Below are 21429 nucleotides of genomic sequence, written 5' to 3'. Positions count from 1 at the left end.
ATGAAGATCTCCCACGACATCCGCCGTGAACACGGCGGTACCAAGGCGGAGATCGAAGAGGGCATGGCTCAGAAGTCGAAGGAGTTCGCGGAGGCGGGCAGTCGCGTGTATCTGCCGATCGCGAACTGACGGCAGCACTCAGGGCCCGACGTCGGGCGTCGATTTGACGGTGCCGTTCGGGGCGGTCCGCGACCGAGGCCGTCGAAGCCTTGCTGGGGCGCCTACAGCAACAGGCCGTCCACAGCCCCGTGTTCGGCTTGCGCTCCCCTGCGTGGGGGCGCAAGCCGAAGGGCGTCATGCCGGGGCGTTCTAGTCCGGCTGGTGCTCCGGGCCTCCGAAGTCCGGGCTGGAGTAGTCCGGGCTGGTGAAGCTCGGGCGGTGGCCCGGGGCAGGTCCTTCGTCGGGGCTGCTGAAACCCGGGCGGTTGTAGCCGAGGTGCGGCATGCGATTGGTCGTTGCCGGCGGTGCCGTGCGGTGCAGTGCCGCGGCGGTGCCGGGTTGGGCCAGTGCGTCTCGCAGGAACGGCAGGATGCCGCGCTCCAGCACGGCCTCGCGCCAGATTTCCCTTGCCTTGGCCACCTCCCCGCTCAGTTCCCCGTAGGGGCCTGTGTCGGGCGAGGGCCTGTTGCGCAGGGCGGTGATCAGCAGCCCGACCGCGGCGACAAGGATCGCGGCCGCGGTCATGGCGCCGAACACCCATCCGGTGGTCAGCATGGTCTGGGCGAACTCCGGCGCGGGGTCGAGCATCTTCAGGATGTAGCCCACGAGCAGGAAGATCGCAGCGGCTGTTCCGGCGAGGACGGGTGCCAGGACCGCGACGACGGCGACGGCGCCCGCGCCGGCGGTCTCGGCGACCTCGCTCATGGTGGCGGCGAGCCCCAGTCCGTTCGTGCCCGGCTCGGTGGAGCCGGATTCACGGACGGACGACGGGGTGGACGGCGCCGGTTGGCGCAGTTCCTCGCGGACCTTCACGTAGTGCTGGTACTCGGTGGCTGCCGCCGCGGTGATGAGTGCGGAGGCGTTGAGGGCCATGGTGCGCAGCTGTTCCGGGTTGAGCCGCTGTCCGACAGCGGCCAGTTCAGGGCGGTGTGGGGCGGAGCGCAGCGCCTCATCGAGGATCCGCTCGTATTCCTGGCGGTCCTCGCTCAGCAGGTGCTGCGGAACGCTGTTCATGTGCATCCCCCGATGCTCCGTAGGGCTTGGGGCTCGCACGCTGACGAGCCGTATGGCAGAAACGGAGGGGAGCCTGCTACGGATAAGCCGATGGTAGAGCGGTGACGGCACACGGTGACAGGGGGTTTCCAAAAATTGCCCTCTGGCCTGGGCCGTCTCCGGTAGTACCTCCGTGGGGGACGCCTGCCCTGTGGACGTTCACATATCCAGGGGAAGTTGCTGGACCAGCAGCTTTCCGGCCATGGTCACTCCGCCGTCCATGGCGATGGCCAGCCCGTCGGCGTAGACGTGCGGTCCCGCGACATGGGGACCGTCATCGTCCTCGTCGTCCTCGGAGCCGACTTCGCCCAGCAGGTACGGAATGGGGCTGTGGCCGTGAACGATGCGGGTGCCGCCGTACGTATCGAGCAGTGAGCGCACGGCGTCGGCGCCGCCCTCGTCGCGGAAGGAGAACCGCTTGGTGAACTTGCGGAACAGGTCCCACACTTCGTCCGCGTCGTTGCGGGTGAGCGCCTCGTGGACGGTGTCGTTGACCGCCTCGATGGAGTCGCCGTAGTCGAGATAGGCGGTGGTGTCGGAGTGCACGAGCAGATGGCCGTCCACTTCCTCGACGGCGTCCAGTCGCGCCATCCACTGGAGGTGGTGGTCCTGGAGACGGTCCATGTCGGTCTTCTGGCCGCCGTTGAGCAGCCAGGCGGCCTGGAAGGTGGCGGTGCCCGCACCGGAGTTGACGGGGGTGTCGCCGAACCGCTTGGCGCCGAGGAGGAGCAGCTCGTGGTTGCCCATGAGTGCCTTGCAGTAGCCGCCGGCGGCGGCTGCCTCGGCGGACAGACGCATCACGAGGTCGATGACGCCGATGCCGTCCGGGCCGCGGTCGGTGAAGTCGCCGAGGAACCACAGCCGGGTGGCGCCCGCGCACCAGTCGCCCGCGGTGTCGATGAGGCCCTTTTCCTGGAGGGCGGCCACCAACTCGTCCAGATAGCCGTGGACGTCTCCGACGACGTACAGCGGACCCGGCCCGGCATTGGACTGCGGGGTCGTCGCGGACGCGGGGTCGACGGTCGCCTGAAGCGTGTCACCGCGGTTGACGACGGGCAGGTCGCGCTGGGTGGGCGTGTAACCGTCCGGGTGGTCCACAGGCTCCTCGACGGGGCTGACGGCCTCGCCGGGGCCCGCGCTGTGGACGTACGGACCGGTCTCGTGGACATACGCGGGTACCCGGAAGTCGCGCAACGTCGCCGTCCGCTCCGCCTCGGGTCCCTGACCGGCCCCCTGAGTCATCGACCCCTCCACCATCGCGCCGCAGCTGCACCGCGTCGGACTGCCTGGTCGCAGCGGCCCGCGGTGTCGTGGGCCCATCATAGGAATGCGGATCGCGCCATGTGATGACCCAGGGGTGGTGAATCAGCGCAAGACTCCAGTTCATCGCGGCTTTCGCCCCGATTGGGCCGGGCTTTGCCACCCAGCTGCCGACCCCGTTCTATTCCTTCTTGGGCGACCGCGGCGGGCTGACGGTCGTGCGCGGCGGCCGTCGCTGGGACGAGGTACGCACGATCAGCTCGGTCGGTATCACCTGCTCGACCGGTTGGTCCGATTCGACCCCCTCGATGGCGTCGATGAGGAGTTGGACCACCGCTGTGCCGATGCGGCGCGGCTTCAGGGAGAGCGTGGTGACGGGCGGCTCGGTGTTGGCGTACACGGTGGACTCGCTGCAACAGACCAGAAGCAGGTCGTCCGGTACGCGCATCCCGTAGCGGCGGGCGGCGGCGAGCAGATCGGTGCCGTTCGGGTCGAACAGGCCGTAGACGGCGTCGGGCCGGTCGGGGCGGGCGAGCAGCCGGTCGGCGGCGACGGCGCCCGCGCACGGATCGTGCGCCGGGTAGGCCTCGTACACCGGATCCTGGCCCACTCGCTCGCACCAGCGCAGATATGCGGTGGTCGACAGATGGGTGTACGTGTCCGTCGTCGTCCCGGTCAGCAGGCCGATGCGGCGGGCGCCGGCGTCGGCCAGGTGGTCGAGAATGCCCATGACCGCGGCCTCGTGGTCGTTGTCGACCCAGGCGGTGACCGGCAGCGACCCGGCAGGGCGGCCGTCGGAGACGACCGGTAAACCCTGCCGGACCAGTTCGCTGACCACCGGGTCCTGGTCGGACGGGTCGATGACGACCGTGCCGTCCAGGGCGACGTTCGACCACACGTCGTGGCGGGAGGTCGCGGGGAGGATGACGAGGGCGTAACCGCGGGCGAGCGCGGCCGAGGTGGCGGCTCTGGCCATCTCGGCGAAGTACGCGAACTCGGTGAAGGTGAAAGGTTCATCCCCGTATGTCGTCACGGTCAGGCCGATCAGTCCGGACTTGCCGGTACGGAGGGTTCGGGCCGCCGCCGACGGGCGATAACCCAGTCGGTCGGCGACTTCGCGGACATGGCGTCGGGTGGCGTCCGGGAGCCGGCCCTTGCCGTTGAGGGCGTCGGAGACGGTCGTGATGGAGACTCCGGCGGCGGCGGCGACGTCTCTGATGCCCGCTCGGCCCGGCCTGCTGCCTCGACGTGAGGTTTCCGCGCGGCTCACCTGGTGCTTCCCTGCTGCTGTCATGGCGAGCCGATAGTAGGGCTCATGTGGTGGGGTAGTGCGGACGCATATGCACCCGTTGACAGGCACGTTTCTGCAAGGTCACAGACCGTCAATTCCCTTGGAAAGTAAGGGAGTTGGGCGCTTCCACACCAACACGTAACTTGTCGGCGTGTGCACACCTGCCAAGTCGCCGATGTTTCGAAGAGGTCTCAACTCACCTTCACGGGTGATGCGCGCTACGGCGCGAGCCACCGGCGCATAGATATATGTGAGCGCGCCCCACAATTCGCACACCTTCGTACGGCGATGCCCCTGATGTCAGTGGGGCGAGTGGGATCCGTCGCTCCCGGGCGCACGAGGTGGCCGCCGCCCCATACGCAGCAGCGCCGAATCCTCATAAGGTGAGAAGCATTGGAAACCGGCGCCGGTCAGGGTCCGCCGGTGGTCGCGAGGAGGACTGCGGTGAGCGAGACCAGCCCCAAGCTGCGCGCCGAGCTGGAGGGTATCCCCACCTACAAGCCGGGGCGGCCCGCTGCCGCCGGCGGTCCGGTGGCGTACAAGCTGTCCTCCAATGAGAACCCCTATCCGCCGCTGCCCGGCGTGATGGAGAGCGTGACGGCCGCTGCCTCGTCGTTCAACCGCTACCCGGACATGGCCTGCACGGGCCTGATGAACGAGCTGTCCGAACGGTTCGCCGTCCCCGTGACCCATCTGGCCACCGGCACCGGCTCGGTCGGCGTCGCCCAGCAGCTGATCCAGTCCACCGCCGGCCCCGGCGACGAGGTGATCTACGCCTGGCGGTCCTTCGAGGCGTACCCGATCATCGCCCAGATCAGCGGTGCCACCTCGGTGCAGGTGCCGCTGACGCCGGGCGATGTGCACGACCTTGACGCGATGGCGGACGCGATCACCGACCGGACCCGGCTGATCTTCGTCTGCAACCCCAACAACCCGACGGGCACGGTCGTACGACGGACCGAGTTGGAGCGCTTCCTCGACCGGGTGCCGGGCGATGTGCTGGTGGTGCTGGACGAGGCGTACCGGGAGTTCATCCGTGACGCCGAGGTGCCGGACGGCGTGGCGCTGTACCGCGACCGGCCGAACGTCTGTGTGCTGCGGACGTTCTCGAAGGCGTACGGACTGGCCGGACTGCGCGTCGGATTCGCGATCGCCCATGAGCCGGTGGCGGCGGCGCTGCGCAAGACGGCGGTGCCGTTCGGCGTGAGCCAGATCGCGCAGGAAGCGGCGATCGCCTCGTTGCAGGCCGAGGACGAACTGCTCGGCCGGGTCGGCTCACTGGTGTGCGAGCGCACGCGTGTGGTCGACGGGCTGCGTGCCCAGGGCTGGACGGTGCCTGAGACCCAGGCCAACTTCGTGTGGCTGCGGCTGGGGGAGCGCACGGTCGAGTTCGCCGCGGCGTGCGAGCAGGCGGGCGTGGTCGTCCGGCCGTTCCCGGGTGAGGGCGTGCGGGTGACCGTCGGGGAGACCGAGGGGAACGACATCTTCCTGAAGGTGGCCGAAGCGTTCCGTAAGGAGTTGTAGGCGTGTCAGACAGGGTTGTTGGCCGCCTCGCCCGGCTCGAGCTGCGGCGCGTGGTCGCGTCGTGGGAGCAGGAGCGGGGTGGCCAGCAGCAGGACACCGGCGATGGCGATCGCGGTGCGCGTGTCGGTGAGGCCGGCCAGCAGGCCCCATACGGCGGTCATGGCCGCGGTGGTGGCCTTGGCGGTGATCGACCACGCCGACAGGGTGCGGGCGACGCGTTCCTTGGGGGTGTGTTCCAGCCGGTAGGTGGCGAGTACCGGGTTGAACACGCCGATGCAGATGATCAGCCCGAATTCGACGACCATGACGAGGACGAGCCCGGCCGTGCCGGGGCCGACGAAGGCCAGCCCGATCGGCCAGCAGGCGCGCAGCACCCCGGCGGTGAGCAGCGTCCGGTGCCGGCCGAACCGGGCGGCCAGCGGTCGGGCCAGCCGTGAGCCGATCAGGCCGCCGGTGCACGGCACCGCGAAGGCGAGGGCGTACTGCCAGGGGGCGAAACCGAGCGGACCGAGCATGAGGACGGCGAGCAGCGGCGCCGGCGCCATGATCAGGCCGTTGACCAGGAGCGAGTTGAAGAACAGCGGGCGCAGCGTCGGGTGGCCGAGGATGTAGCGCCAGCCGTCGAGCAGGTCGGCTGCGCGCAGCCGCGGTCCCTCGTCGCGTACCGGGCGGGGTTCCTTGCCGCCCACGGCGCGGATTCCCAACGCGGAGAGCAAGTAGCTCAGCGCGTCGGCCGTCACGGTCGTGACCGGGCCGAACAGGCCGATCGCGGCCCCGCCGAGCGGTGGTCCGAGCATGGTGGCGGTCCAGGTCGTGGACTCGAAACGGCCGTTCGCGACGAGCAGGTCCTGCGGCTGTACGAGGCTCTTCAGGAAGGCCCCGCTCGCCGCGATGAAGGTGATGTCGGCCGCGGCGACGACGACCGACACCACCACGAGCTGGGCGAAGGAGAGCAGGCCGAGCGCATAGGCGGCGGGGATGGTCAGCAGCGCCGTGAACCGCACCAGGTCCATCGCGATCATCACCGGCCGTTTGCGGCGGAACTCCACCCAGGGACCGAGCGGCACCGCCACGACCGCCCCCACGGCCAGCCCCGCGGCGGCCAGCAACGCCACCTGCGTCGGACCAGCGTCCAGGACGAGGATCGCGATCAGACGGAACGCGTCCAAGGCGAAAAAGGTGCCGAAGGTGCTGACGGCGTATGACGCCCAGAGCCACCTGAACCGCCGATCGAGCATGCCCTCGGACCCCCTCGTTCGAGGCTCGATCGGCCTCGCCTTGACCGGCGCCATCCAAGCGTGAGGCGAGTGGGTGGGGCAAACGAGGGGGCCAACGACTGCTATTCGTCGGCCAGTTCCACACGTACGGTGTCACCGTCCGGCACGGGCGACAGGGTCCGGCAAGCGACCGCGCCGGGGGGCGACGACCTGCTGGGCGGATGTTTCACGTGGAACACAGACACCGGTGTCGAAGCAGCGCCTCCCGCATGCGACGAGTTCAACGAGATGTTGAAGTGCTTGCCAAGGGGTTGACATCCGCCAGGGCGATGACGGAAAGGGGGACCCCCGTGCGGGCGTCGAAAACCAGTAGGTCATAATTGCTTGTGAATGTGAACGCGTTCACAAACGTGTCCCAGTTGCTCCCCAGATGTACGGAACAAGAGGGGCAAACTGCCGCTGTGACCACGGCGACGTAAGGAGACTGACGACGTGGACCTGGCTCTGGCGCCGGAGACTTTGGCGCGATGGCAGTTCGGCATCACCACCGTCTACCACTTCCTGTTCGTCCCCCTGACGATCTCGCTGGCCGCCCTCACGGCCGGACTGCAGACCGCCTGGGTGCGCACGGAGAAGGAGAAGTACCTCAGGGCGACCAAGTTCTGGGGCAAGCTCTTCCTGATCAACATTGCGATGGGTGTGGTCACCGGCATCGTGCAGGAGTTCCAGTTCGGCATGAACTGGTCCGACTACTCGCGCTTCGTCGGTGACATCTTCGGCGCCCCGCTCGCCTTCGAGGCCCTGATCGCGTTCTTCTTCGAGTCGACCTTCATCGGCCTGTGGATCTTCGGCTGGGACAAGCTGCCCAAGAAGATCCACCTTGCCTGTATGTGGATGGTCTCGATCGGCACGATCCTGTCGGCGTACTTCATCCTCGCGGCCAACTCCTGGATGCAGCACCCCGTCGGCTACAAGATCAACGAGGCGAAGGGGCGGGCCGAACTCACCGACTTCTGGCTGGTTCTCACCCAGAACACCGCGCTCGCCCAGGCCTTCCACACGCTGTCCGCCGCCTTCCTCACCGGCGGTGCCTTCATGGTCGGCATCTCCGCCTTCCATCTGCTCCGCAAGAAGCACATCCGCGAGATGAAGACCTCGCTCCGGCTCGGCCTGGTCACCGTCGCCATCGGCGGCCTGCTCACCGCGGTCAGCGGCGACACACTCGGCAAGATCATGTACGAGCAGCAGCCGATGAAGATGGCCGCCGCCGAGGCGCTGTGGGACGGCGAGGCGCCGGCGCCGTTCTCGGTCTTCGCCTACGGCGATGTGGAAAAGGGCCACAACAAGGTCGCCATAGAAATTCCGGGCCTGCTGTCCTTCCTGGCCAAGGACGACTTCACCTCGTACGTCCCCGGCATCAACGACGTCCAGAAGGCCGAGCAGGAGCAGTTCGGGCCCGGCGACTACCGGCCCAACATCCCGGTCGCCTACTGGGGCTTCCGCTGGATGATCGGGTTCGGCATGACCTCCTTCGCCATCGGCCTGGCCGGACTCTGGCTGACCCGCAAGAAGTTCCTGCTGCCACAGCATCTGCGGGTCGGTGATGACGAGGTGCCACAGCTCGTCCTGTTCTGGAAGAAGCCACTCGGCTCGACGCTCACCAAGTGGTACTGGCGCATCGCCATCTGGACCCTGGCCTTCCCGCTGATCGCCAACTCCTGGGGCTGGATCTTCACCGAGATGGGCCGTCAGCCGTGGGTCGTCTACGGCGTCCTGCAGACCCGTGACGCGGTCTCCCCCAGCGTCTCCCAGGGCGAGATCCTCACGTCGATGATCGTCTTCACCTCGCTCTATGCCGTCCTCGCCGTCATCGAGGTCAAGCTGCTCGCGAAGTACGTCAAGGCCGGCCCGCCCGAGCTCACCGAGGCCGACCTGAACCCGCCCACGAAGATCGGCGGCGACTCCCGTGACGCCGACAAGCCGATGGCCTTCTCGTACTAGGCCGAGGGAGCTGCACAGTCATGGAACTTCACGACGTCTGGTTCGTCCTCATCGCCGTCCTGTGGACCGGCTACTTCTTCCTGGAAGGCTTCGACTTCGGGGTCGGCATCCTCACCAAACTGCTCGCACGTGACCGGCCCGAGCGACGGGTGCTGATCAACACCATCGGACCCGTCTGGGACGGCAACGAGGTGTGGCTGCTCACGGCGGGCGGCGCGACCTTCGCCGCCTTCCCCGAGTGGTACGCCACTCTCTTCTCCGGCTTCTATCTGCCGCTGCTGCTCATCCTGGTCTGCCTGATCGTGCGGGGCGTCGCCTTCGAGTACCGGGCGAAGCGGCCCGAGGAGAACTGGCAGCGCAACTGGGAGACCGCGATCTTCTGGACCTCGCTGATCCCGGCGTTCCTGTGGGGTGTGGCCTTCGGCAACATCGTGCGGGGGGTGAAGATCGACCAGAACTTCGACTACGTCGGCAACCTCTGGGACCTGCTCAACCCGTACGCGGTCCTTGGCGGCCTGGTCACCCTGACGCTGTTCACCTTCCATGGCGCGGTGTTCACGGCACTCAAAACCGTCGGGGACATCCGGGTACGGGCGCGGAAGCTGGCGCTTCAAGTCGGCCTCGTCACCGCCGTGTTGGCGTTGATCTTCCTCCTCTGGACCCAGGTCGACAGCGGTGACGGCCAGAGCCTGGTCGCCCTGATCGTGGCGGTCGCCTCGCTGGTCGCGGCGCTGGCGGCGAATCAGGCGGGGCGCGAGGGCTGGTCGTTCGCTCTGTCCGGCATCACGATCGTGGCCACCGTGGCCATGCTCTTCCTGTCGCTCTTCCCGAACGTCATGCCGTCCTCGCTCAATGAGGACTGGAGTCTCACGGTCACCAACGCCTCGTCGAGTCCGTACACCCTGAAGATCATGACCTGGTGTGCGGCGATCGCCACGCCGATCGTGCTGCTCTACCAGTCCTGGACGTACTGGGTGTTCCGCAAGCGGATCGGTACGCAGCACATTGCCGCCGACGCTGCCGCCGGAGCATCACACTGAGTCCGAATTGGGGCATGTTTCACGTGAAACATGCCCCATGAGGCCTCTTGAGAAGAGGGTGTGTTTCACGTGAAACCGATCGACCCGCGACTGCTCCGGTACGCCCGCGCCACCCGGCTCTTCCTGTTGGCCGTCGTCGGCCTCGGCGCTGTCGGAGCGGCGCTGGTCATCGCGCAGGCGATGCTCATCGCCGAGGTGGTGGTCGGTGCGTTCCAGCACGGGCTGTCGGTCGGTGAACTCGGCACTCCCCTGCTGCTGTTGGTGGCTGTGGCGGTCGGGCGCGCCACGGTCGCCTGGCTCACCGAGCTCGCCGCCCACCGGGCCAGTGCCGCGGTGAAGTCGGAGCTGCGCGGACGGTTGCTGGAGCGGGCCGGGTCGCTCGGACCGGGCTGGCTGAGCGGGCAGCGGACCGGATCGCTGGTGGCCCTTGCCACGCGCGGAGTCGATGCCCTCGACGACTACTTCTCGCGCTATCTCCCGCAGTTGGGATTGGCGGTCGTCGTTCCGGTGGCGGTGCTGGCCCGGATCGTGACCGAGGACTGGGTCTCTGCCGCGATCATCGTCGGCACCCTGCCCCTCATCCCGATCTTCATGGTGCTGATCGGATGGGCCACGCAGTCCCGGATGGACCGTCAGTGGCGGCTGCTGTCCCGGCTGTCCGGGCACTTCCTGGATGTCGTCGCGGGGCTGCCCACCCTGAAGGTCTTCGGTCGGGCCAAGGCGCAGGCCGACTCGATCCGGCGCATCACCGACGAGTACCGGCAGGCGACCATGCGCACCCTGCGGATCGCCTTCCTCTCCTCCTTCGCACTGGAGTTGCTCGCCACGATCTCGGTCGCCCTGGTAGCGGTGACCATCGGCATGCGGCTCGTCCATGGCGAGATGGACCTCTACATCGGCCTGGTCATCCTTGTGCTCGCGCCTGAGGCGTACCTGCCGCTACGGCAGGTGGGAGCGCAGTATCACGCGGCGGCTGAGGGGCTTTCGGCTGCCGAGGAGATCTTTGCGGTGCTTCAGACGCCGGTGCCGGCATCGGGAACCGCTGCCGTGCCGGCCGGGGCGCTTCGCTTCGAAGGCGTCACGGTCCGGTACCCAGGGCGGTCCGCGGACGCGGTGTCCGAGGTGTCGTTCGCCGTCGAACCCGGGGAGACGGTCGCACTCGTCGGGCCGAGCGGCGCGGGCAAGTCGACGCTGCTGCACGCCCTGCTGGGGTTCGTGCAACCCGCCGAGGGACGCGTGTTGCTCGGGGGAGTCGATCTCACCGAGGTCGATCTGGAGCAGTGGCGGTCGCGGATCGCCTGGGTGCCGCAGCGGCCCCATCTGTACGCCGGGACGATCGCGGAGAACGTACGCCTCGCGCGTCCCGACGCGGACGACACCGACGTACGACAGGCGCTCCGGGACGCGGGGGCGCTGGAGTTCGTGGACGCGCTGTCGCAGGGCGTCGACACCGTGCTCGGCGAGGACGGGGCCGGACTGTCCGCAGGGCAGCGGCAACGGCTCGCGCTCGCCCGGGCCTTCCTCGCGGACCGGCCCGTGCTGTTGCTCGACGAGCCGACGGCCGCTTTGGACGGGGCGACCGAGGGCCAGGTCGTGGAGGCGGTCCGCCGACTGGCGGTGGGCCGGACGGTGCTGCTGGTTGTGCATCGGCCGGCGTTGCTGGGGGTCGCGGATCGGGTGGTCCGGCTGGAAGAGGCCATCGCGGACGTGCCCCCGGAGGTCACGTCCAAGGGATCGGCGGCCGATCGCATGGCGGAAGCGGTGGCGGACAGCCCCGCACTCCAGCCGGAAACGGCGGTCTCGACGACGGCAGGCGGCCTGCTCGCCCGCATCCGCGGCATGGCGCGCGCCCACCGCGGACGTCTCGCCCTTGCCCTGCTGCTGGGGAGTCTGGCCCTCGGGAGCGCCGTCGGGCTCATGGCGACGTCCGGGTGGCTCATCTCGCGGGCCTCGCAGCAGCCGCCGGTGCTGTATCTGATGGTGGCTGTGACGGCGACGCGGGCCTTCGGGATCGGGCGCGCCGTTTTCCGGTATGCCGAGCGACTGGTGTCGCACGACGCCGTGCTGCGGATGCTGGCTGATACGCGGGTCGCCGTGTACCGGCGGCTGGAGCGGCTGGCGCCCGCCGGGCTGCGCCGGACCCGACGGGGTGACCTGCTGTCGCGGCTCGTCTCCGACGTGGACGCGCTACAGGACTACTGGCTGCGCTGGCTGCTGCCCGCCGGTGCCGCCGTCGTCGTGTCCGCCGCCTCGGTCGGATTCACGGCCTGGCTGCTGCCCGAGGCCGGCGCCGTGCTCGCCGTGGGACTGCTGGTGGCCGGTGCCGGTGTGCCGCTGCTCACCGGAGCCGTCGCCCGGCGTGCGGAGCGCAGGCTGGCCCCCGCGCGAGGAGTGCTGGCGACCCGTGTGGCCGATCTCCTCACCGGCACGGCCGAGTTGTCCGTGGCCGGCGCACTGCCCGCACGTACCGCCGAGGCACGGCGGGCCGACGGCACGCTCACCCGGATCGCCTCGCGCGCCGCCACGGCCACCGCGCTCGGCGACGGGCTCACCGCGTTGGTCTCCGGCCTGACCGTCGCCGCCACCGCCCTCACAGGCGCCCAGGCGGTCGCCGACGGCCGGCTCAGCGGCATTGCGATGGCCGTCGTCGTCCTCACCCCGCTGGCCGCCTTCGAGGCCGTACTCGGCATGCCGCTCGCCGTGCAGTTCCGGCAGCGGGTGCGCAAGAGCGCGGAGCGCGTGTACGACGTGCTGGACGCGCCCGAGCCGGTACGGGAGCCGGAGCGGCCCCGGCAGGCTCCCGCGTCGCCGTTCCCGGTCGTCGTCAAGGGCCTGGCCGCCCGGTATGCGGGGCAGGAGCGGGACGCTCTCGCCGGCCTCGACCTGACGCTGGCGGAGGGCCACCGGATCGCCGTGGTCGGCCCGTCCGGATCCGGCAAGACGACGCTCGCACAGGTGCTGCTGCGCTTCCTGGACGCGGATGCGGGCTCGTACACGCTGGCCGGCGTGGATGCAGGCGCACTGGACGGCGATGACGTACGGCGGTTCGTCGGGCTGTGTGCCCAGGACGCGCACCTCTTCGACAGCTCGGTCCGGGAGAACCTGCTGCTCGCCAAGAAGGACGCCACCGAGGACGAGCTTCGCGACGCCCTGAAGCGCGCCCGGCTGCTGGACTGGGCCGAGAGCCTGCCCGACGGGCTCGACACTCTGGTCGGCGAGCACGGAGCGCGACTGTCCGGCGGCCAGCGCCAGCGGCTCGCGCTGGCCCGCGCGGTGCTCGCCGACTTCCCCGTCCTGGTGCTCGACGAGCCCGCCGAGCATCTGGACCTGTCGACGGCGGACGCGCTCACCGCCGATCTGCTGGCCGCCACCGAGGGCCGTACGACGCTGCTCATCACCCACCGGCTGGCCGGTCTGGAGACGGTGGACGAGGTGATCGTGCTGGAGGAAGGGCGCGTGGCCCAGCGGGGCACGTACGCGGAGCTGGCCCTCGTGGAGGGGCCGCTGCGGCGGATGGCGGAGCGGGAGGCGGAGTCGGAGGTGCTGGTCGGCGTGGGCTAGGCGCTTCGCTGGAAGGCCGCTGCGTCATCTGCGGGTTCGTCGTGGCTGGTCGCTCCCGCACTCTCGGCTTCGATCGATCGAGCGGGGGGGGGGGACCCATTGCGGCGGAGCCGTATATCGGCACAGCCCCGCGCCCCTTCGGGGCGCTGCCGAACTGTGCCGGGCTCGCTCAGCGCCATGCCGTTTCGCCCGCCTTTCCTTAAAAGCGCCGCGGACGACGGCGTCGGCATCCCCGAAAGCGGTCGGCGCCGCGGACTGAAGAACCTCAAGCGGCGCGCCGAATCCCTGGGCGGCGACAGTTGGCACGGGCCGGGCATCGGGGAGAACGGCGGCGGCACGACGGTGGTGTGGGAAGCGCCCCACTGAGAGCGGGTGTGACCCGTCCGCAGCAATGAGTCCCCCATGCGTACGACTTGAACAGGACCGGAGCCCCGGCACCGGGTCACGATCGCTGACATGCGCTCATCTCGCCGCCATCCGCTGCTGGTTCCGGTGCTGATGTGCGCATTCGCCGTCCTCGTAGCCCGCCCCACCGACGCCGCGGACAACGTCCCGGGCGACGGCCCCGGCATCAGTGCCCAGGTGGCGCGGCTGTACGAGGACGCGGCGGTGGCGACGCGGCGATACGAGGCGGGGCGGCAGGAGGCCGAGGCGCAGCGGGCCAAGGCCGAGCGGCACGAGGCACTTCTCGACCGCGAGCGGCGGGAGATCGCCGTGATGCACGAGGACCTGGGCCGTATCGCGCGCGCCCAGTACCGCAGCGGCGGCGGGATGCCGCTCACCGCGCAGATCATCCTCGCGGACAGCCCGGACGAGCTGATGCGCGGTCAGCATGCCTTCGCGCGAGCCGGTCTGGCCGTCAACAACGCCATCGACAAGAGCCGACGGGCCGAGGCGCGACTGGCCGCGGACGAGGTCAGGGCAGCGGCGGTGTGGCAGGCGCTGGAGCGGCGGAACGTCGAACTCGCCGCTCTGAAGAAGGACATCGAGCAGAAGCTGGAGGAGGCGCGGTGGCAGTTGCAGGGCCAGGCGGACGCGTCGGTCGCGGCGGGCAGCTGCGGCGGTGCCGTCAGACTCGATCAGCGGCAGCTGAATGTCACACGCGCGTGGGTCGTGCCCGTGGAGACGTACGAACTGTCCGCGAGCTTCGGCAGCGGCGGCGAGCTGTGGGCGAGCGGGCACACCGGTCAGGATTTCGCGGTACCGGTCGGCACTCCGGTCCAGTCGGTCGGCACGGGACGCGTCGTCAGGGTGTCGTGCGGCGGTGGCTTCGGCATCCAGCTCGTGATCGAGCACCCCGGCGGCTACTACTCGCAGTACGCGCACCTCGCCTCCGCCGCTGTCGACCAGGGCGAGCGGGTTTCCCCAGGGCAGTGGATCGGGCAGTCCGGCAGCACCGGGAACTCCACCGGTCCGCATCTGCACTTCGAGGTGCGGGTCACGCCGGAGCTGGGGTCGTCGGTGGATCCGGTGCCGTGGCTGGCGGAGCGTGGGGTCGAGCTGTGACCGTGCTCGCGTGAGGGGCGTGGTCGAGTGGTGACTGTGCTTGTGTAAGGGGCGTGCTCCAGGGCGACGCCCGTTACACCCGCTCCGCCAGCATGCGCTCGATCACTATCGCCACCCCGTCCTCGTTGTTGGCGACCGTCCGCCCCGACGCGGCCGCGATCACATCCGGGTGTGCGTTCCCCATCGCGTACGACTGACCGGCCCAGGTGAGCATCTCGACGTCGTTCGGCATGTCGCCGAAAGCGACCACCTCCTCGTGCGAGATACCGCGCTCGGCACAGCACAGGGCGAGCGTGCTGGCCTTGGAGACACCCGGGCCGCTGAGCTCCAGCAGGGCGCTGGGGCTGGACCGGGTGACATTGGCACGGTCGCCTACAGCGAGGCGGGCGAGGGTGAGGAAGGCGTCGGGATCGATCTCGGCGTGGTACGCGAGGATCTTGAGGACCGGCTCACCGGCACCGGGAGCGTCCGCGGCCAGCAGCTGCTCGGCCGGCGCCAGGTTGTCCGGGACCTCCATGTGCAGCTTCGGGTAGTCCGGCTCCTGGTGGAAGCCGTACGTCTGCTCGACCGCGTACACCGTGCCGGGCGCCGCCTCACGCAGCAGTCGTACGGCGTCCAGCGCGTTGTGCCGCTCCAGCTCCCGCACCTTCACGAACCGGTGGGTGCCGGGGCCGCCGTGCAGGTCGACCACCGCGGCGCCGTTCCCGCAGATCGCCAGGCCGTGCCCGTGGACGTGGTCGCTGACGACGTCCATCCAGCGGGCCGGGCGGCCGGTGACGAAGAAGACCTCGATGCCCGCCTCCTCGGCGGCGGCCAGGGCGGCGACCGTACGCGGGGAGACCGACTTGTCGTCGCGCAGCAGAGTGCCGTCGAGGTCGGTCGCGATCAGGCGCGGCGGGACAGTGGGGGCCGGGGTCTCGGGCTGTCGAGTCGCTGAGGTCACCCGGCTATTCTCCCGTATCCGCCTGCACGGCCGTGCGGGACTCCGCACATGTGAGTGGTGACGGCTCTCACCTGCAACCTCATCCTCGTGATCGCAGCCGCAGCCGGAGCCGGAGCCGCAGCCGCAGCTCAGCGCAGCTGCGCCGGCGCCTCCATGGCGATCCGCTCGAAGACCTTCTCGTCGGCGGCGAAGTCCGAGTCGGGGATCGGCCAGTGGATCACGATCTCGGTGAAGCCCAGTTCCAGGTGGAGCCCCGCGAAGTCCACGAAGGCGTCGAGCGACTGGAGCGGGCGGCCGCGGTCCGGGGTGAAACCGGTGAGCAGGATCTTGTCGAGCCCGGACACATCACGGCCGATCACGGCACAGGCGTCGGCGAGCTTCTCCGCCTGTCCACGAATGGCTTGAACCGACTGTTCAGGGGTGCCGTTCTCGTACAGCTTGGGATCGCCGGTGGTCACCCAGGCCTGCCCGTACTGCGCGGCCAGCCGCAGCCCGCGAGGCCCGGTCGCGGCCACTGCGAACGGCAGCCGGGGCCGCTGCACACAGCCCGGGATGTTGCGTGCCTCGTGCGCCGCGTAGAAGTCGCCCTCGTACGAAACCGAGTCCTCGGTCAGCAGCCGGTCGAGCAACGGCACGAACTCGGCGAACCGGTCGGCACGCTCGCGCGGCGTCCAGGGCTCCTGGCCGAGCGCGGTGGCGTCGAAGCCGGTGCCGCCGGCGCCGACGCCGAGTGTCACCCGCCCGCCCGAGACGTCGTCGAGGGAGATCAGCTCCTTGGCGAGGGTCACCGGGTGCCGGAAGTTCGGCGAGCCCACTCCATGCTCATACCATCGGTCTCATGCGACGACCCAGGTCCCATGAGCCGACCGTAACCCCAGGTGAGCCTGCGGCCCTCTACTGCCGGATATCGCAGGCGGACGACGACGACCAGACTGGCGTCGATCGGCAGGAACGTATCTGCAGGGAGATCGCCGAGCGCCGGGGGCTCACCATCGACCCCGCCCACGTTTTCGTCGACAACAGCCGGTCGGCCTGGAGCCGGGGGCGGAAACGGCCGGGCTGGGACCAGCTCCTGGAACGCGCCCAGCGCCGCGAGTTCCGGCACGTCATCGCATACCACCCGGACCGCCTGATGCGGCAGCCGAGGGACCTGGAGGAACTCCTCCAGGTCTCGGACGAGCACCAGATCATGCTGCACGGCGAGGCGAACCGGCGGAATCTGTCGGACCCCGACGACCGGTTCATCCTGCGGATCGAGGTCGCGCACGCCTGCCGGTCGTCCGACGACACGTCGCGACGGCTGAAGTCGGCGCTGAAGGAGCGCGCCGAGACCGGCCTCCCGCACTCGGGCAAGCGCCGCTTCGGATATGAGGCCGACGGCATGACAATCAGGGAGGACGAGGCCGAGATCGTCCGCGAGGTCTTCGACCGCTACCTCAAGGGTCAGAGCCCGAGCGCGATCGCACTGGTTCTCCACAAGCGCGGCATCAAGACCGTGTACGGCAAGGAGTGGACGCAGGGCACGGTCCGAGCCCTCCTCGACTCCCGCCACGTCGCCGGCATCCGTATGCACCAGGGCGAGGAGGTCGGCCAGGGCAAGTGGCCCGCGATCATCGACCAGGGGACATGGGACGAGACGCGGAACCGGCGCGAATACCGGTCCGCCGTCCACGAGACCAACCTGGAGCTGCGGCGCTTCTACCTGCTCCGCGGCCTGGTCATGTGCTCGCGCTGCGGCACCCTCATGTCCGGCACGAAGATCGGCGGAGTGCCGTCGTACCTGTGCACACGTAAGAGCCGCAACGGCGACAAGAAGTGCGTGCGGCGGATCGCCGCAGTGAAGCTGGAGGACTTCGTCACGGAGGCCGCCATCGACCTGCTCGGCAGGCTCACCGTCTCCGGGCAACTCACGTCGACCGCACTGCCGGACACAGCGGCGGAATCCGTCGAAGCCGACCAACGGCAGCTCGACGAGCTGAACGGGATGTGGACCGCGAACGAGATATCCACGGCGGAGTACCGCAGGATGCGCAAGGAGATCACCGACCGCATCGCCAAGGCCCAGCGTCGCCTCGTCGTACGGCCGATGAAGCTGCTCGACGGACTGACGGGCCCCGGTGCGAAGGCCGCCTGGCACGCCGACGAGATGACGGACGAGCGGCGCAACGCGGTGCTGCGGTTCCTGTTCTCCGGGGTGGTGATCGACGCCTCCGGCAAGCCGAGCGGGGTCTTCGACTGGGACCGGATTGCCATCGAGCAGAACCCGCTGTAGGCGAGGCGATGAGGCGAGAGCCAGGGGCACGGCCGGGCGCGGCGGCGGAGCAACATAGCAGCAGATCGCCGGTTACCCAAACCGGCGATTCTCCAGAAACTGAAAGCCGCCTCGGAGGACCTGCCAGTCCTTCGTACGCGGCACGCACGGCCCAGGCGTTGGAGCGCCTCGGGCCAGGTGCGCGACAGACCGCCCAACGAACGACCGGCGGTGCGCAGCCTGCCAGCTCCGCACCGCCAGCAAGGACCTGCTCATGCCCCTGCCGTCCGACCACCAGGACGCCGTAGCCGCCCCGCGCCCGCCGAGCCGCCGCGAGGCCCAGGCCGCAGCCTGTACCCAAGCCCTGACGCGCGTGTGCGCGGGATTCACGACGACGATCAGCCCGCACAGCGCCGCGCGGCTGGCGGACCTGATGTCGACCACGACGTACGCGAAGGCCGCATAGCGGCAGCCGCAGACATGGGAGCGGCCCCCGGCGTTGGAGCGCCGAAGGCCGTAACGACTCCCAGACGACCGCCCATAAACGATCTGCCCCGGTGCCGGGACTGCCATCCCGTACGGCACCGAGTGAGGAAGTTCTGTGCCCCAGGGTACGTTCCAGCCTGCCCGTACCGCATCCCCGCAGACCAGCTTCCGGTTCGACGCCGGCGAGGGTCCTGGTCTGTCCGTACCGCCCCACCACCTGGAGGCGGAGCAGGCCGTCCTCGGCGCCTGCATGTACAGTGCGGCAGCTGTTGACGCGGCCCGCCCGATCCTCCAGGCTGCCGACTTCTACCGCCCGGCGCACGCCGACATCTGGCGCTCCGTGCTTTCCCTGCGTGACGAGGGCTCGCCCACCGACCCCATCGCGCTCAGTGAGGAGCTCGGGCGGATCGGCGCGCTCGCCCGCGTCGGTGGTGCCGCCTATCTCCATACGCTCGCCAGCGCGACGCCGGGACCGGGCAACTGCGACTACTACGCCGAGATCGTGCGGGAGAAGGCGGAGCTGCGCCGCCTGCAGGCGGCGGCAGTGCAGACGTTGCAGCAGAGCGGTGCCGAGGGTGCCGACCCCGACCAGATACGCGCGCATTTGCAGGGCGCCCTCGACGCAACTGCCGGGCACGGGGTGTCCGGCAGCGGCAGGCTCGGCCAGTTCTCTGTCGACGGCTGGTCCTTCGTCAACGAGTACGGCGCCCAGGTTCCGCCGATCTGGGGCACGCCCGAGCAGACGGGGTGGGCGAGCGGCGAGAGCATGATGCTGGTCGGCCCGCCGGGCGTCGGCAAGAGCACCATCGCGCACCAGCTCGTCATGGCCAGGCTCGGCTTCCAGAGGCTGGTGCTCGGCATGCCGGTCACCGAGGGCAGGCGCGTGCTGTACCTCGCGATGGACCGACCGCCGCAGATCGCCCGCGCTCTGCGGCGGCTGGTACGGCCGGAAGACGAGGAGATCCTCCGGGACCGCCTGGTGGTCTGGGCCGGACCGCTGCCGACCACGCTCGATCGCGAGCCGAACCTCCTCGCCGAACTCGCCGCTCACCACGACGCCGACACCGTCGTCATCGACAGCGTCAAGGACATCGTCGGCAAGCTCACGGACGACGAGGCCGTCGGCGCGTACAACCGCGCTCGGCAACAGCTGCTCCGTTCCGGAGCGGAACTGCTGGAGCTGCACCACCAGCGCAAGGCCACGGCCGACGCCAAGCCGGGAGGGCGCCCGACCCTGGACCGGGTCTACGGCACCACCTGGTTCACCGCCGGCGCGGGTAGCGTCATGATCCTCAGCGGGGGAGCAGGCAACGCCGTGGTCGAACTCCACCATGCCAAGACGGTGACTGGCGAGATCGGACCGCTCACAGTGATCCACGACCACCAGCGCGGCACGTCGAGGGTCGACGAACCCCTCGACCCGTACAAGCTCCTGTGTGACGCCCCTAACGGCCTGACCAGCAAGGAGCTGGCGGCCCAGATGACCGGTGAGCCGGATCCGAGTGCCAAGGACCAGGAGAAGGCGCGGCGAGTGCTGAAGGGCTTGTACGAAGGCGGGCAGGCCACCAAGGACCAGGAGCTCGGTGGCAACCGGCAGGTGAGGTATCGCGCCAGGGCGCGGCACATGGTCGCCGTCTCCTGAGGGGACGGGGCTCGGCGGACGGGAGCCTTGGTACCAGACCGTCGGCTCACGTGAGCACTCACGGGCCGTGTCCCGGAGAACGCCCCAGACGCCCCTCACACGGCTCACGCCGCTGAGGAACGTGCAGGTCAGAAGCTCACGCAGGTCTGCACACACCTCACACCACCGGCCACTCACGCGCGGCCCCCTCCTTGTAGAGGGGGACCGCGTGGGAGCCGACGACCAACGAACGCCTCTTACACCTCCCCGATGAGTCATACCGCACCGCCCTGGAGAAATCTGCCTTGCCCTCCCCCGCACCGATAGCCCCGGATTCCACGCACAGCAGCCGCGGCATCCGCGCCACCATCGCCCTGCTCCGGCTCGTCCTGGCCCGCCGAGCACTCGCACCTTCTGGGGGTAGTCGCGTGAAACACAACGGACGCATCACCCTCGTCATCGGCCTGGTGGCGGTCGTCCTCATGGCCTTCCGGGTCTCGTGGAACGCGCTGTCGGACGTGGCTCGCGTCATTGGTGCCGACTCCACCGCCGCCGTGCTCTACCCGATCGTTGTCGACGGGCTGATGGCCCTCGCGCTGGTCGCCACGCTCGTGCTGACCGGTGCCGACCGGAAGTTCGCGCTGCGGGTCCTGGCGACCTACACGATCGCCAGCCTCCTGTTGAACTACGTGCACGGCCTCGTTCCAGCCCTGCACACTACGACGTCGGTCCCGTGGGGCCGACTGGTCGACTGGGACCCTGCGAACTGGGCCCTCGTACTGCTGGCGACCTCGCTCCCGGTCGGGTCGATCTACTTCGGGTCGGACCTCGTGGCGAAGGTGCTGCACCACAACCCCGAGTCGGCTGACTCTGCCGAAGCAGCCTCTGCCCAGTCGGTGAGTGAGCAACCTGACGAGCAGTCCGCGCGGTCGAGGTCTGACCAGGCTGAATCGGCGCCCGAGCAGCCGACCGAGTCGACCCCCGTGCAGGTCGCCGAGGTGCCCGTGGCGAGGCCGACCGAGGCCGACGAGTCGGCTCCCGCTGCTCGACTGCCCCAGTCGGCCGACGTGGTGGAGTCGACCGGAGCCGCCCGGCGTCGGGCGACCGGACGGGCCTCCGCCACCACCAAGGCGACCGTCGACCGCACACGCACCCGCTCCGACGCCGAAGTCCTCGACGAGGCCCGACTCCTGACCGCTGACTGGAGCGAGGACCAGCTGACCGCGGAGCGTCTGCGCAGCGCACTACGGATCGGCCAGAAGCGTGCCCGCGCCTTGCGCGACCAGCTGCAGGCCGAGCGCACCGGCCCGGCCGAGCCCATCGTGCACAGCGGCTTCGAAACCGAGCCTCTCGACGGACTCGACGAAACCGCCTCCCAGCGGCAGAGGGGACTCGACACAGCCCCCGTCGGCACCGCCTGACCCCCGCAAACGCACCGATCGCCCCCCTCCGGCTCACCCCGTGCCCCGAGCAGACAAGCGAAGGGGCACGGGGCCGCGCACAGCGAAGCACCCAG

General features: G+C 69.6%; 15 protein-coding genes and 2 pseudogenes. 11 read left to right on the top strand and 6 right to left on the bottom strand.

Annotated features, from left to right (window positions below):
- A complete protein-coding gene (locus KCH87_RS37380) occupies positions 1 to 129 on the top strand; it encodes a hypothetical protein (RefSeq protein ID WP_374199086.1) in 129 nt (42 codons plus the stop codon).
- Between the two features lie 180 nt (positions 130 to 309).
- Here the strand turns inward: KCH87_RS37380 and KCH87_RS37375 are convergent, their stop codons facing one another.
- The 3 genes from KCH87_RS37375 to KCH87_RS37365 form a co-directional block, all read right to left on the bottom strand.
- Positions 310 to 1179 (bottom strand): hypothetical protein, encoded by an 870-nt coding sequence (locus KCH87_RS37375; RefSeq protein WP_210592303.1) that lies wholly within the window; start codon positions 1177 to 1179, stop codon positions 310 to 312.
- Positions 1180 to 1371: 192 nt separating this feature from the next.
- Positions 1372 to 2454, bottom strand: coding sequence for a metallophosphoesterase (locus KCH87_RS37370; RefSeq protein ID WP_210592302.1), 1083 nt, complete (start codon positions 2452 to 2454; stop codon positions 1372 to 1374).
- Positions 2455 to 2653: 199 nt separating this feature from the next.
- Complete coding sequence (locus KCH87_RS37365; protein WP_210592301.1) at positions 2654 to 3766, bottom strand: LacI family DNA-binding transcriptional regulator; 1113 nt, start codon at positions 3764 to 3766, stop codon at positions 2654 to 2656.
- A gap of 441 nt (positions 3767 to 4207) precedes the next feature.
- Here KCH87_RS37365 and hisC point away from each other — a divergent pair, with 441 nt between their 5' ends.
- Entirely contained in the window at positions 4208 to 5287 is a 1080-nt protein-coding gene (gene hisC, locus KCH87_RS37360) for a histidinol-phosphate transaminase (RefSeq protein WP_210592300.1), read from the top strand.
- 5 nt (positions 5288 to 5292) lie between these two features.
- On the opposite strand, the gene KCH87_RS37355 is transcribed toward hisC, so the two are convergent.
- Positions 5293 to 6525, bottom strand: coding sequence for an MFS transporter (locus KCH87_RS37355; RefSeq protein ID WP_210592299.1), 1233 nt, complete (start codon positions 6523 to 6525; stop codon positions 5293 to 5295).
- Positions 6526 to 6996: 471 nt separating this feature from the next.
- Here KCH87_RS37355 and KCH87_RS37350 point away from each other — a divergent pair, with 471 nt between their 5' ends.
- From KCH87_RS37350 to KCH87_RS37330, 5 genes and pseudogenes are all read left to right on the top strand, one after another.
- Complete coding sequence (locus KCH87_RS37350; RefSeq protein ID WP_210592298.1) at positions 6997 to 8505, top strand: cytochrome ubiquinol oxidase subunit I; 1509 nt, start codon at positions 6997 to 6999, stop codon at positions 8503 to 8505.
- A gap of 20 nt (positions 8506 to 8525) precedes the next feature.
- Entirely contained in the window at positions 8526 to 9545 is a 1020-nt protein-coding gene (gene cydB, locus KCH87_RS37345) for a cytochrome d ubiquinol oxidase subunit II (protein WP_210592297.1), read from the top strand.
- A gap of 69 nt (positions 9546 to 9614) precedes the next feature.
- A complete protein-coding gene (gene cydD, locus KCH87_RS37340; protein WP_210592296.1) occupies positions 9615 to 13106 on the top strand; it encodes a thiol reductant ABC exporter subunit CydD in 3492 nt (1163 codons plus the stop codon).
- A 207-nt stretch (positions 13107 to 13313) separates the two neighbouring features.
- A pseudogene (locus tag KCH87_RS37335) lies at positions 13314 to 13472 on the top strand (two-component system sensor kinase); the annotation flags it as partial.
- 90 nt (positions 13473 to 13562) lie between these two features.
- Positions 13563 to 14612, top strand: coding sequence for a M23 family metallopeptidase (locus KCH87_RS37330; protein ID WP_210592295.1), 1050 nt, complete (start codon positions 13563 to 13565; stop codon positions 14610 to 14612).
- Positions 14613 to 14685: 73 nt separating this feature from the next.
- Here KCH87_RS37330 and KCH87_RS37325 read toward each other — a convergent pair whose 3' ends face one another.
- Complete coding sequence (locus tag KCH87_RS37325) at positions 14686 to 15555, bottom strand: Cof-type HAD-IIB family hydrolase (protein ID WP_210592294.1); 870 nt, start codon at positions 15553 to 15555, stop codon at positions 14686 to 14688.
- Between the two features lie 128 nt (positions 15556 to 15683).
- Positions 15684 to 16370 (bottom strand): annotated as a pseudogene (locus KCH87_RS37320) (LLM class flavin-dependent oxidoreductase); the annotation flags it as partial.
- Positions 16371 to 16393: 23 nt separating this feature from the next.
- Here KCH87_RS37320 and KCH87_RS37315 point away from each other — a divergent pair.
- The 4 genes from KCH87_RS37315 to KCH87_RS37300 all read left to right on the top strand — a co-directional run bounded on the left by KCH87_RS37315 (position 16394) and on the right by KCH87_RS37300 (position 21334).
- Positions 16394 to 17827 (top strand): recombinase family protein, encoded by a 1434-nt coding sequence (locus KCH87_RS37315; protein WP_210592293.1) that lies wholly within the window; start codon positions 16394 to 16396, stop codon positions 17825 to 17827.
- A gap of 253 nt (positions 17828 to 18080) precedes the next feature.
- Positions 18081 to 18272 (top strand): hypothetical protein, encoded by a 192-nt coding sequence (locus tag KCH87_RS37310; protein ID WP_210592292.1) that lies wholly within the window; start codon positions 18081 to 18083, stop codon positions 18270 to 18272.
- 135 nt (positions 18273 to 18407) lie between these two features.
- Positions 18408 to 19934: a DnaB-like helicase N-terminal domain-containing protein gene (locus KCH87_RS37305; RefSeq protein WP_308299005.1), complete on the top strand. Its 1527-nt coding sequence runs from the start codon at positions 18408 to 18410 to the stop codon at positions 19932 to 19934.
- Between the two features lie 407 nt (positions 19935 to 20341).
- Positions 20342 to 21334 carry a DUF2637 domain-containing protein gene (locus KCH87_RS37300; RefSeq protein ID WP_210592291.1) on the top strand — a complete coding sequence of 331 codons (993 nt, stop codon included), beginning with the start codon at positions 20342 to 20344 and terminating at the stop codon, positions 21332 to 21334.
- The last annotated feature ends 95 nt before the right edge of the window (positions 21335 to 21429 follow it).

Origin of the sequence: Streptomyces sp. GESEQ-35 (assembly GCF_017948485.1) — a bacterium.
GTDB lineage: Bacteria > Actinomycetota > Actinomycetes > Streptomycetales > Streptomycetaceae > Streptomyces.
This window is presented reverse-complemented; position numbering and strand designations above follow the sequence as displayed.

Bases quoted from the DNA above. Each gene is read 5' to 3' on its own strand.
- KCH87_RS37380 (WP_374199086.1), top strand. From the start codon at position 1: ATGAAGATCTCCCACGACATCCGCCGTGAACACGGCGGTACCAAGGCG.
- KCH87_RS37375 (WP_210592303.1), bottom strand. From the start codon at position 1,179: ATGCACATGAACAGCGTTCCGCAGCACCTGCTGAGCGAGGACCGCCAG.
- KCH87_RS37370 (WP_210592302.1), bottom strand. From the start codon at position 2,454: ATGACTCAGGGGGCCGGTCAGGGACCCGAGGCGGAGCGGACGGCGACG.
- KCH87_RS37365 (WP_210592301.1), bottom strand. From the start codon at position 3,766: ATGACAGCAGCAGGGAAGCACCAGGTGAGCCGCGCGGAAACCTCACGT.
- KCH87_RS37355 (WP_210592299.1), bottom strand. From the start codon at position 6,525: ATGCTCGATCGGCGGTTCAGGTGGCTCTGGGCGTCATACGCCGTCAGC.
- cydB (WP_210592297.1), top strand. From the start codon at position 8,526: ATGGAACTTCACGACGTCTGGTTCGTCCTCATCGCCGTCCTGTGGACC.
- KCH87_RS37330 (WP_210592295.1), top strand. From the start codon at position 13,563: ATGCGCTCATCTCGCCGCCATCCGCTGCTGGTTCCGGTGCTGATGTGC.
- KCH87_RS37315 (WP_210592293.1), top strand. From the start codon at position 16,394: ATGCGACGACCCAGGTCCCATGAGCCGACCGTAACCCCAGGTGAGCCT.
- KCH87_RS37310 (WP_210592292.1), top strand. From the start codon at position 18,081: ATGCCCCTGCCGTCCGACCACCAGGACGCCGTAGCCGCCCCGCGCCCG.